Origin of the sequence: Chitinimonas sp. BJB300 (assembly GCF_002735695.1) — a bacterium.
Taxonomy (GTDB): domain Bacteria; phylum Pseudomonadota; class Gammaproteobacteria; order Burkholderiales; family Chitinimonadaceae; genus Chitinimonas.
In genome coordinates this window covers 1-11,166 of sequence record NZ_PDZH01000127.1, presented here as the reverse complement: position 1 = coordinate 11,166, position 11,166 = coordinate 1, and the positions used below count along the sequence as shown (strand labels likewise).

The following is an 11,166-nucleotide window of genomic DNA, read 5'->3' as shown; positions in this document are numbered from 1 at the left end:
CACCTACCATCGCCGACAAGCCCGTTGCTGTCGCCGCGCCAAACGTGCTCAGCAAATAGTCGGTGTACAAATCGAGTTCTTTGTTCTTCATGGCGACAGGTTAGCGTATGCACTGCGTAACATCAGACATTAAGACGGCAGCCTCTCTATCACCCCCGGCACCATCTTTATTTCCCGTGCAGCCATGTGGCTCGCTTAGTAAGTCAATATGGCTGAAGCATGGGCCTGACTATCGCCCTTCTTCTGCCCACCACCATCTTTCAATGCCTTCGCAAAATCCACTTTGATGGTTGCCATCTTGCCCACACTTAGGCGCATGCCTATCCCTGCGCCAGACAGTTTGGCGCTGGTCTGCTCGCCTGGCAGCGCCTGCTTACGTGACAACCGCCCCCAGTCGGCAAAACCAAGAAACTGAAGACGGCCCGAATCCCAACTCAGGTACTTGGCCAGATCAGGGGTGTACAGCTCAAGACTGGTATTGATACCCTCATCATTGGACAGCACACGCTCATCGTAGCCACGTACGCTGCTTGCGCCGCCGATACCGAAAAACTCACCCGATGGCAGCGCATCTGTCGTCTTCTGGCCGTTCAAACTTGCATGCACCAGCCACTCTGCCGGCAACGCCAGATAACCATTCAATCCATAACGCAGGATCTGGTAGTGGTCGTTGTCGATAGGCTCAAGCCCGGTGCCTTGCCTGCCGGAGCGCAACGCCAGATTATCTTCCGCCGGCAGATTGCGTGAGTAGGTAACATTACCGTCATATGACCAGTCTGCACTTTGTGACTGCATCTGATAACCGATGCTTAATGGCCGGATGGTGTAACGCTGCTTGCCCTGGATGGTGCCGATAAAACTGGTCTCGCTTTCAAACCGGCGCAAATCAAGCCCGAACACCAGCTTTTGCTGATAAGCACCCCGTGTCGGCAAACCAAGGTTGTAGCGAATGCCTGCTACAGTGCCCTTGCCGCTGGTGTTGAACAAACCTTGCAACACGGCGGAACTGACATTCGAGTAACCCGCAAACAGACTCATGCTGTCACCCCACCCATACAGGGGCAGCTTGTAGCCCAAGCCGAAGATTTTCACCTGGTCGAATTCTTTCGGCGATGTGGTGAACTGAGTCGTTAGAACATGATCGCGGTCGAACAGATTGGCATGCTGGTAACCCAGCGATAAACGCGTCCGGCCCGTTTCCTTGGTACCGGTGTTATCCGCCGCGATAAACACCCGTTGTGGCTTCTCGTCCACCACGCGCAGGACTGCATCCACGGTTTGCGGCTTCTCACCCGCTTGAAGCGACACCGTCATCCGACGAGACGGACTTTCATTGGCAAGGCGCAGGTCCTTGCTCAAGGCAGCGGTATTGGGCACCTCGGCATCACGCAACGAGGGCATGGCGCGGCGGATATTGTCGGCGCCGAAATACTGGTTGCCCTCGATATGGACCTTGTCGACCCGAGGCTCAATCACCTGCACCAGCACCTGGCCATCCGCCAGCTCCTGCTCAGGCAGAAAAACCTGCAGGCTGCCATAGCCCGCGCGGCGATACAGCCCTTCCAACGCCTCCAAGGCGCGCTGCACATCCGCAAAATCACGGCTTGGCCCGCTGAATGGCTGTAAGGTGGCGTCGATACTGACCTCGGGCAGTACCGTGTTTCCCTTTACAACGAACTGTTTGATGGCGAATCTGGGTGTCTCGTCCGCAATGGCAGCACTCATCAGTGCCAGCAGAAAGGCGGTGGCAAACGGCTTCATTCTGACCTCTGGCTACAGTTGAAAACCACTTTCGCCATAGGCGCAGTTAAGCGGATTCCAAAAGATGCATGAAGAAAACGATATACATCACTTTTTCAGCAACCTAGCCAACCAGGCTTGCGTCAGCTAGAAGACCTGCATAGACATCGACTGCAATAAAGACATGCCTTGATCAGATACGTAGTGGCGAAAATTGAACTGCTTGAGCTGCCGTAGCACCAAGCTTGGGTCAAACTTGCCTGAGGATATCTGGTCCCGTATGCGCTTGAAACGCCCGCATTCGAGCAATAAAGCCTGGCGACGCTTGTTGACCAACTGAGCATGATGCTTTTCGATGATCACCGAGAGTTGCAACCAGATTAGCAGAGCACCCGCCGTCCACCACCATTCTGTAAACAGGGCAATAACACACCCCAGCACCAACAATAGGTACCACACCAAATCAGCATGCGGGAAGTCAGGCGCCCAGTTACCCAGCTTGGGCCAATTCAATTTGAGTTGACTGATGATGCGCTCGCGGTCATTCGCATCGCGCTTGAGCCTTGCCCAAATTGCATCGAACTCCAAAGCCACGTACCACTTATCAAATAGCTTGGAAATCAACCAATCCGTTTGCCGATAAATGCCTATCTTGCTGGCCAGCAATTGACGATAGTCGTCACTTGCCAAGGGTGGCAACAAATCCCACTCCGGATGAGCCAATTGCCGCCTCACCATGAGGGGAAAACCCAACACATCGATCAACTGAAGCCGGCGCGCTTCAATGGCAGCCCGGTCCAATCGCTCATCCATGTTGTCGAGGTGGGAATACTCTTCGATCAATTCGTCGAGTTTTTCAAGCGGAGGAGACACCAACGGATTGCGTACCAACGCACGGCGCAGGTTTTCAGTCTCATGCAAAATGCCTGGGACGAGGAATTTCGTCTCCTCTGGCCAGGGCATGCGCAGAAAACTTTCAACCTTGAAGAACACCTCTTCATAATGGGACGCAAAAGCGCGCTTGTAGTCCTCCTGCGCCTGTGCATCCTTATCGCGTTCACCCGTCGCCAAGGGCGTGGTGGGCGGCTTACGTTGCAGGTCAAGGCGGAGATTATTGGCCATTTGAGCAAACTCGGGTGCAACCCCGATACGGGCAAACATTGCCCCTAGCTCTTTATGACGCTGGCGCAGATCATCAAGCTCGCGCCAGACATCCCATTGTGGTTTATTATTGTCGGCCATGTCCTTAACTTACTCGATACGGCAGGCTTCCTCGAATGCCAAACGCGGACCACGCGGATGGAGCTGTTGGTTATCACCGTAGCCCAGATTGATCAGGAAGTTGGATTTGATGCTCGAACCGGCAAAGAAGGTATTGTCAACCATGCTGTTGTCAAAACCAGACATAGGGCCACAATCCAAACCCAAGGCGCGGGCAGCAAGTATCAAATACCCCCCCTGCAACGTACCGTTACGGAAAGCGGTGCTTTGAATCAACGCATCATTCCCGGTAAACCAGCTGCGTGCGTCCGTATGTGGAAACAGCTTGGGTAGCTTGTCGTAGAAAGCCATGTCGTACGCAACGATGACTGTCACCGGCGCTGCCAGTGTCTTGGCTCGATTGGCTTCGGCTACGGCAGGGGACAGCTTCTGTTTCGCTTGTTCGGACTTGACGAAGACAAATCGGGCAGGCGACGAATTGGCACTGGTCGGCGCCCATTTCAACAGGTCGTAGAGCGCATTCAACGTTGTATCGTCCACCGCCCGGGAACTGAAATGATTGTGCGTACGGGCGTTACGAAACAGTTGGTCAAAACTGGCGTCTGTAAGAGCTGTGCTCATAGCGGTTTACCCATAGGTTTAGTCGGAAGCCAGCATAGCTGCCCCAACTGGTAAACGCCACTTTATGCACTATCGACTCACTGCTTGCTGTATCCCGCCAACGCCAGCAGGGGTGCAAGTTTGGCCAGCAAATTCGGCAAATGCGGCAACACATCTTCTTGCCGCCCAGCCTCCAGCAAAGACAGCGCTTCGTTTATTTCTATCGGCGGCAGGGCCTGTTTTCCATGCAATGGCGCATTGAGTTGATTACCGCCGAGGTCTGTTGCCGTCGTCAGGCGGCGCAGCGCCTGCTCCAGCAACTTGTCGAATTCAGTGACCTCATCCACCTTGGCGCTGCCAACACCAGCGCTGACTGTCACGCTGATGGGCGTGCCCTTGAAGTTGATCCGCGCAGCCGCAATGATCTCGCGTAGCCTTTCCGCATAGCGCAGGCTACCCACCAGGTCGGCATACAGGAAAATGCCAAATCGTGGCCCTTCAAGGCGCGCCAGGATTTCTTCCTTCCGCAGACGGCTCGATACCGTCTTGGCAACCAGGCTTACAACCTGTTCGGCCACCGCTCCCCCTACCTGTGCGCATAACGTCGGATAGGCATCGACCTCAAATGCCAGCAGGGTCGCCTCGCCATGCACACGTAAGGCGTGTGCCAACAGCTTTTCGCCATGCATCTGGAACAAGTGCGGCGTCGCCAAGCCAGTCTGTACTTCCGTTGTCGCCGTACGCGCCTGATTGACTTCGGTAGCACGCAAGTCACGCGCGGTTTTAGCCAATTTCACCGCCGCCGCCACCCGTGCCAGCATCTCGGCTCTATCGGTGGATTTGGTGACGAAATCATTCGCGCCACGTTCCACCGCCAAGTTCTTGGTTTCGAGGTCTTCCTCCCCCGAAATAATGATGACCGGGGTGTGGCGTATGCGTGAATCGGACGACTGGCGTACACGTGCCAACAGGCCAAAACCATCCAGCCGGGGCATGCTTAGGTCACTCATCAAGACCAAGACTTCCGTGTCGGCAGTCAGCCGCTCCCAACCAGCCTCTCCATCCGGTTCTTCTATAACATCAAAACTCGCTGCCAAATGCTTCTTTACCGTCGCACGGACGATACGGGAATCATCAACAACAAGAATACGGGGGCGCTGGTCGCTGGCGAATTCAGATTGAGTCATGACGCGAGAATATATCGAGTAGAACCGTCAATCTAGCACAGGCTTGAAACAAGCTAGTATTGCAGCATAACTGTCGATTTGTTAAAACCTATGCTAAGCACACTTTGCAGAAGCCGGCCATGCCCCTCAGCTATCGTGTTCATCTCTCGGTTTTCCCGCTTGGTTCCAGCGAACCACAACGTGTTTTAGCCGCCATACGTGGGGCCTGGGTGTGTCCTTATTGGGTGGCCAATCGTGAGCAGGCTGGCGCGTGGCTGTTTGAAATGCGTGCCGAAGCCGCCTTGCCTGCCGGCGACAGTGAACGTGCATTTGCCGAGCGACTTTCAATCGCCATCTGGCAACGGCTGGGTCGCTATGTGAAGGTGGTTGTCGATGCCAGCCCGGATGAATCGGATGAATCACGCCGGAACGAATTATTGCAATCTGACTATCTCAAGCTGATGCGTGCCCATTGAGCAGCGACTGGGCTTCTCCGCTAGTCGGCATGCTCCAGGCATCGCCGCTTGCCACACCAAAGTACAGTCTCATTCTCTTCAGTGCCTGTCAGGACCTTTTCAGAAACGAGCGCATCGATGCAACAACTTACCGGGAAACGTGGCCTGATTGTGGGTGTAGCCAATTCGCAAAGCATTGCCTGGGGCTGTGCCCACCAACTACATGCAGCAGGCGCTACAAGTGCCATCACTTATCTGAACCACAAGGCTGAGCCGTATGTCCGCCCCTTGGCTGAGTCCATTGCAGCACCGTTGATCCTACCCTGTGATGTCGAGCAAGCCGGCGAATTGGAAGCCGTGTTTGCCGCTATCCAGCAAAAGTGGGGACGGTTGGATTATCTGATCCACGCCATTGCCTATGCACCGATGCAGGATCTGCACGGGCGAGTTGTGGATTGTTCTGAGGCCGGTTTCCTACGTGCCATGAGCGTATCCTGCCACTCCTTCATCCGCATGGCGAAGCTGGCCGAACCGCTGATGACGCAAGGTGGCACGCTGTTAACCATGAGTTATTACGGTGCCGAGAAGGTGATCGACAACTATGGGCTCATGGGCCCGGTCAAGGCAGCGCTGGAAAGCACCGCACGCTATCTGGCGGTCGAATTGGCTGGACAAGGCATACGCGTCCATGCGATTTCGCCCGGCCCGTTGCCGACCCGGGCGGCTTCCGGCATTACCCATTTCGACCAGCTAATGACCGAAGCAATCGATAAAAGTCCGCTTCATCGGCTTGCCACGCCTGACGATGTGGGCCAACTCGCTACCTTTCTGGTTTCCGACGCGGCACGCGTCCTCACCGGCTCGACCTTCTACGTCGACGCCGGTTACAACATTGTGGGGTAGTCGTCATGGTATCGGATGCACTCAATCTTCTGCTGGACCTGGCCCGCGACTTACCGCCGATTTCCATGGCAGTAGTACACCCTTGCGATGCCGAATCCTTACGCGGCGCACTGGATGCCCAAGCAAGAGGGCTGATCAAACCCATCCTCGTAGCCCCCAAAGCCAAGCTGATCGCCGTGGCGGCCGAGAGTGGGCAATCGTTGGATGGCATCGAATGCATAGATGCCCCCCATAGCCATGCCGCGGCAGCCATTGCCGTGCAGCTGGCTTACGAAGGCAAAGCAGCCTCCTTGATGAAAGGCAGCCTGCACACCGACGAATTGTTGCGCGCGGCACTCAGCAGCAGTAGCGGCCTGCGTACCGAGCGTCGGGTCAGCCATGTCTTCGCGATGGAAATACCCGCCTACCCCAAGCCACTGTTCATTACCGATGCCGCGGTGAATATCGAGCCTGGCCTGCTCGAAAAGCGCGATATCGTGCAAAACGCTATTGATCTGTTGCTGACGTTAGGGATCAGCCAACCCAAGGTGGCTATCCTTGCAGCAGTCGAAACCGTTAATCCCACCATGCGCGCCACCCTCGACGCGGCCTCGCTGTGCAAGATGGCCGATCGTGGACAAATCAGCGGTGGCATCCTGGATGGCCCCTTGGCATTCGACAATGCCATCTCGGCAGAAGCTGCACGTAGCAAGGGTATTGTCAGTCCCGTAGCGGGCGAAGCCGATATCCTGGTGGTGCCCGATCTTGAAGCTGGCAATATGCTGGCCAAGCAGTTGCAGTACCTCGCCGGCGCACGCGCTGCCGGCATCGTCCTGGGCTTGAAGGTGCCAGTCGTACTGACCAGCCGGGCCGACAACGCTGAATCACGCATGGCATCCTGCGCCATTGCCAAGCTGCTGGATGCCAAACGGGCTGGCGCATGAGCCATTTGCTTACGTTGAATGCGGGCTCCAGCAGCCTTAAATTTGCCGTCTACACCCCTCAGCCGCTACAACTGGTTTGCAAAGGCCAGATTGAAAACCTGGGCCACTTAAGCGACAACAGCCATAGCCTTTTCCACGCGAGGTCTGCCACGGGCAACATCCTGGCCGACACTGAAATTGCAGGCCACGACCACCGTAGTGCACTGCAATACCTGCTGGGCTGGCTGGCTAAACAAGCAGCGGGGTTACACCCTACCGCGGTAGCACATCGTATCGTGCATGGCGGTTCACGCTACAACGCTGCGGTGGTAATCGATAGCGAAGTACTGACCCACCTGACCTCGCTTACACCCCTTGCGCCGTTACATCAGCCACATGGGCTGGCAGGGGTCGAGTGCATGGCAGCCCTGTTGCCCCACACCCCGCAAATCGCATGTTTCGATACCGCCTTTCACCGCACGCAACCTGAAATACAGCAACGCTTTGCCTTGCCGGAGACCTATTTCGAACAAGGGATACGGCGGTATGGTTTTCACGGTCTGTCTTATCAATACATCGCGGGGAAACTGCCCTCGGTATTAGGCGATAGGGCGGATGGCCGCGTTATTGTTGCCCATCTGGGAAACGGTGCCAGCGCTTGTGCCTTGCTGAAACGCCAGAGCGTTGCCAGCAGCATGGGATTTACCGCGCTTGATGGATTAATGATGGGCACCCGCATTGGTCGAATTGATCCTGGGGTGCTTATCTACCTGCAAGAAACATCAAGCATGAGCGTGTCCGAAGTCAGCCACCTGCTCTATCAGCAATCTGGCTTACTTGGCGTATCGGGCATTAGCCACGATATGCGCACCCTTGCTGCAAGCGAACAACCGCAAGCCCGGCGCGCTGTCGATCTGTATTGTTTGAGTGCCGCGCGGGAGATTGCTGGTCTTTGTGTCGCTATTGGCGGTCTAGACGCTTTGGTATTTACCGCAGGGATTGGAGAGCATGCCACGACAGTACGCGCCCAGATCTGCCAACACCTCAGCTGGCTAGGCTTGACCCTGGACCATGAGGCGAACACGCAGCACGCCGAATGTATTAGCCAGCCTACCAGCCCAGTATCGGCATGGGTTATCGCTACCGATGAAGAAATCATATTGGCGCAGGCAGCGCAGCAATACGCCTAGTCAGCGCTTGCTATTGGGACGGCATCATACGTTTGACGATATCCGCCGGTAGATAGCGATTGAATATCTTTTCCAGTGTTCCATCCTCTTGCATGGCACTCACTGCTTGGCGCATGCGTTCTGCCGCCTCTTTGGGAATGCGCTTGCGCGACAGAATCAAACCATGAGGAATTCGATCGTCGGGAGCAAAGTCGAGAAAACTCACCTTGCCTTCCAATTGGTTACGCTTGATTACCGAGCTCCATACAACCGGCATCGAAAGTAATCCATCTACACGGCCAAGCCTAAATATACGTGCAACGGCGTCAATATCGGGATATTCGTCAACCCGTCCTTGCGCACGCAAATCGTCGATCCATTGATCGAAGTTTTTTCCGTGTTTAAAGGATTTAACAACCGCTAGGCGAAGTTTCGGATCTAAAAAGAAGGCATCTAGCGAATTGAGCCGTTTAGCAAGCTCTGGGCGGACCAACAGATAGTTACGTGCTTGAAAATAAATGATGAAACGAGCAAATTGCTCGCGCTCTGGATTGGGAATGCCTGACACCGACATGTCGAGGGTTCCGTCGGCAAGGTAGGTCCAAATACGTACTCTTGAGTCAAGGAAAGGTTTGAATTCACAGCCGGTACGGCTTGCCACCGCTTCAATGATGTCCTTGTCGATGCCGAGATAGCCTTTAGCCTCATCGAAGTAAAACAGCGAACCCAATTCATACATCGCCACATTGAATGGGCCACAGTTGGCATCAGCCGCCCAGACAGGCTGTTTCAGTCCAATAAAACTTATAATGCTGGCAAGGACTAGGTTTCTAATCAAATACCGCGTCATATATCGGCCCCCGCAAAATGCTATTTCCTGGCAAACAACAAAGTGGAAGATAACGTAACGCAATGTCGTCTCCACTACCAAGCATAGTCAATCTACGCAAAGTCCTAATTTAGTGCGCAGCTAAACACGATAATTTCCAGGTAAAACAAGGCGAGAACGGCAGTAACCCATTTAAACCATCGGCCATACTGCCTTCTCACAAAAATTACGTTTTACATGCCCGCCGTTTCAAGCAGACCAGCACCATTCCGGCAGCTAAAGTGGCGATTAGATGCTTGATAGTGTGACCGCTCAGTAAACCCAACAACGCAAACACCGGTTGATCCTCCAGCTCAAACAGTTTGGCCAATACATACAACCCTATCGCCAAGCCAAACAAACGCCGTTCGCCCATTGGTCGGGCATGCTGCCATTGCAACAGCGGTATCAACACCAAAGGCAGTGCCTGAATCAGCAAGTAGGGGCGCAAATCACCCGCGCCATTCAAGTCGGTAAACCGCCACCACCAGACACTCAGGCAAGCGGCAAATGCCAATACACTGGGCAGCCAAGGGTGACGCGACCGGGTTTCGTTCCAAACGGCAGCCAGCAACCCAGCGCAAGCCAAGGCAATCGGTAAGCGGTCGAAAACCAGGCGGGTATTGCTTGGTGCGAAATGATAAAAAGCCGACCCAGACGCCGTCAGCAACAAAGCGCCAAAAAACAAGGCATAACCACCACACCCAGCTTGAAGCAAGGGCTGACTGCGCCGCTTCCAGAGCAAATTCAGCCCCAGACAGCCAATCAAGGCAAAGCCCAGGTTGGACAAGACATCAGCCGCATGGGGCAAACCCAACCATTCGCGCTGGTCCGCGAAATGGTGATAATCCGCCAATTGCTCAATCGGCCTATGCTGCACCATCAAGGCAATAGCCAAGCCTATGACGAAACCGGGCAAGTGCGGCCACCCAGAACCGCCAGCAGGTACAGAAAGTGAGTAATTGTTCGACATGGGTCATTCCTATGTTTGAAAAGGAACGAATTCTGGAGCGCTGTAACCGCACCGAAAACCTTGACGCAACGAATTGAAAAAACTAGCCTGCGTGGTATCGAAATTCGCTACCTTACAAATGTCCCAGACCCAGCAAATGGTTGCAACCCTCAAGCAGGCGCTCAAAGCCCGTGGCATTACCTACGCTCAGGTCGGCAAGCATCTGGGGCTAAGCGAAGCCAGTATCAAACGACAGTTTTCCCAGCAAAGCTTCAGCCTGAAGACCTTGGAAGCAATCTGCGCGTTACTGCAAATGGAGTTAGGTGATCTGGTCTATGCCGCTGAAGCTGACTTAGCCAAAGTGCGCCAGCTGACTGCCAGCCAGGAGGCAGAACTGGTCAAGGGCCCACGCCGGGTATTGGTGGCGGTATGTGTGCTCAATCATTGGAGCCTGGCACAGATCGTCAGTACCTATACATTGAGCGAGGCTGAATGCATCAGCCAGTTGCTCCAATTGGATCGCCTCGGACTGATTCGGCTCTTGCCCGAAAATCGGGTCAAACTGACGGTCACCCGGGATTTTGCCTGGCTGCCCAACGGTCCCATTCACCATTTCTTCAATGCCCAGGCCCGCACTGACTTTCTTGACTCCGGGTTCGACCAGCCCGGTAATCTATTACGCTTTCAACATGGCAAGTTGACCTCTGCAGCCAATGTCCGCTTTCAACAAAAATTGCTACGGCTGCTGCAGGAATTTACCGAGCTGCACGAGGAGGGCCTCGCCACCCCAAGCGAGCATCGCTACGGCACCAGCCTGCTACTGGCCATGCGGCCCTGGGAACCGGCACTATTCGAAGCGCTGCGCCGAAAACCCGACACCCGCCCTTTCGCCTCAACTACCTAGCTTTAGTCTGATACCCAACGGCTGAATCGGCATAGGGGCGGCTAGATTACCTGGCCGACCCCTGCCACACCACCCGGCATGCGGGTCCGCACCGGGCGGTTCGAGAAGTTGAGGTTAGGCGAGTCTTGGAACTCCCAAGCGCTCGAAATAGGCGATCGACAGCGCACGATTCAGCACGCCGTAGCCATTACGCCACCAGCGTCTGGCATTGCTCGCTATCCTCGTCGCGTCCGTTCCGCTCACCCCGAGCGCTTTCAGCTCCCGATACATGCTCCTGCCCCGCTTC

11 protein-coding genes are annotated in these 11,166 nt (G+C 55.0%); 5 read left to right on the top strand and 6 right to left on the bottom strand.

Features of this window, described 5'->3' with window-relative positions; genetic code table 11:
* Positions 1-195: 195 nt before the first annotated feature.
* The 4 genes from CSQ89_RS17430 to CSQ89_RS17415 all read right to left on the bottom strand — a co-directional run bounded on the left by CSQ89_RS17430 (position 196) and on the right by CSQ89_RS17415 (position 4,748).
* Complete coding sequence (locus tag CSQ89_RS17430; protein WP_099407371.1) at positions 196-1,761, bottom strand: ShlB/FhaC/HecB family hemolysin secretion/activation protein; 1,566 nt, start codon at positions 1,759-1,761, stop codon at positions 196-198.
* 126 nt (positions 1,762-1,887) lie between these two features.
* Entirely contained in the window at positions 1,888-2,982 is a 1,095-nt protein-coding gene (locus CSQ89_RS17425) for a hypothetical protein (RefSeq protein ID WP_099407370.1), read from the bottom strand.
* A gap of 9 nt (positions 2,983-2,991) precedes the next feature.
* Positions 2,992-3,582 (bottom strand): malonic semialdehyde reductase, encoded by a 591-nt coding sequence (locus CSQ89_RS17420; RefSeq protein WP_099407369.1) that lies wholly within the window; start codon positions 3,580-3,582, stop codon positions 2,992-2,994.
* Between the two features lie 77 nt (positions 3,583-3,659).
* Entirely contained in the window at positions 3,660-4,748 is a 1,089-nt protein-coding gene (locus CSQ89_RS17415) for a response regulator (RefSeq protein ID WP_099407368.1), read from the bottom strand.
* A gap of 119 nt (positions 4,749-4,867) precedes the next feature.
* Between CSQ89_RS17415 and CSQ89_RS17410 the strand changes: the two genes are divergently transcribed.
* From CSQ89_RS17410 to CSQ89_RS17395, 4 genes are all read left to right on the top strand, one after another.
* Positions 4,868-5,203: a hypothetical protein gene (locus CSQ89_RS17410; protein ID WP_099407367.1), complete on the top strand. Its 336-nt coding sequence runs from the start codon at positions 4,868-4,870 to the stop codon at positions 5,201-5,203.
* A 117-nt stretch (positions 5,204-5,320) separates the two neighbouring features.
* Positions 5,321-6,085 (top strand): enoyl-ACP reductase FabI, encoded by a 765-nt coding sequence (gene fabI / locus CSQ89_RS17405; RefSeq protein WP_099407366.1) that lies wholly within the window; start codon positions 5,321-5,323, stop codon positions 6,083-6,085.
* A gap of 5 nt (positions 6,086-6,090) precedes the next feature.
* Positions 6,091-7,008 (top strand): bifunctional enoyl-CoA hydratase/phosphate acetyltransferase, encoded by a 918-nt coding sequence (locus CSQ89_RS17400; protein WP_099407365.1) that lies wholly within the window; start codon positions 6,091-6,093, stop codon positions 7,006-7,008.
* A complete protein-coding gene (locus CSQ89_RS17395) occupies positions 7,005-8,177 on the top strand; it encodes an acetate/propionate family kinase (RefSeq protein ID WP_099407364.1) in 1,173 nt (390 codons plus the stop codon). Before CSQ89_RS17400 ends, CSQ89_RS17395 begins: the two co-directional genes overlap by 4 nt.
* A 10-nt stretch (positions 8,178-8,187) precedes the next feature.
* On the opposite strand, the gene CSQ89_RS17390 is transcribed toward CSQ89_RS17395, so the two are convergent.
* Complete coding sequence (locus tag CSQ89_RS17390; RefSeq protein ID WP_139022788.1) at positions 8,188-9,069, bottom strand: substrate-binding periplasmic protein; 882 nt, start codon at positions 9,067-9,069, stop codon at positions 8,188-8,190.
* A gap of 142 nt (positions 9,070-9,211) precedes the next feature.
* Complete coding sequence (locus CSQ89_RS17385; protein ID WP_099407362.1) at positions 9,212-9,997, bottom strand: alkaline phytoceramidase; 786 nt, start codon at positions 9,995-9,997, stop codon at positions 9,212-9,214.
* Positions 9,998-10,115: 118 nt separating this feature from the next.
* On the opposite strand from CSQ89_RS17385, the gene CSQ89_RS17380 reads away from it, so the two are divergent.
* Complete coding sequence (locus tag CSQ89_RS17380; RefSeq protein WP_099407361.1) at positions 10,116-10,880, top strand: helix-turn-helix domain-containing protein; 765 nt, start codon at positions 10,116-10,118, stop codon at positions 10,878-10,880.
* Positions 10,881-11,166: the final 286 nt, after the last annotated feature.

Bases quoted from the DNA above. Each gene is read 5' to 3' on its own strand.
- CSQ89_RS17430 (WP_099407371.1), bottom strand. From the start codon at position 1,761: ATGAAGCCGTTTGCCACCGCCTTTCTGCTGGCACTGATGAGTGCTGCC.
- CSQ89_RS17385 (WP_099407362.1), bottom strand. From the start codon at position 9,997: ATGTCGAACAATTACTCACTTTCTGTACCTGCTGGCGGTTCTGGGTGG.
- CSQ89_RS17380 (WP_099407361.1), top strand. From the start codon at position 10,116: ATGTCCCAGACCCAGCAAATGGTTGCAACCCTCAAGCAGGCGCTCAAA.
- CSQ89_RS17410 (WP_099407367.1), top strand. From the start codon at position 4,868: ATGCCCCTCAGCTATCGTGTTCATCTCTCGGTTTTCCCGCTTGGTTCC.
- CSQ89_RS17420 (WP_099407369.1), bottom strand. From the start codon at position 3,582: ATGAGCACAGCTCTTACAGACGCCAGTTTTGACCAACTGTTTCGTAAC.
- CSQ89_RS17425 (WP_099407370.1), bottom strand. From the start codon at position 2,982: ATGGCCGACAATAATAAACCACAATGGGATGTCTGGCGCGAGCTTGAT.
- CSQ89_RS17415 (WP_099407368.1), bottom strand. From the start codon at position 4,748: ATGACTCAATCTGAATTCGCCAGCGACCAGCGCCCCCGTATTCTTGTT.
- CSQ89_RS17400 (WP_099407365.1), top strand. From the start codon at position 6,091: ATGGTATCGGATGCACTCAATCTTCTGCTGGACCTGGCCCGCGACTTA.
- fabI (WP_099407366.1), top strand. From the start codon at position 5,321: ATGCAACAACTTACCGGGAAACGTGGCCTGATTGTGGGTGTAGCCAAT.
- CSQ89_RS17395 (WP_099407364.1), top strand. From the start codon at position 7,005: ATGAGCCATTTGCTTACGTTGAATGCGGGCTCCAGCAGCCTTAAATTT.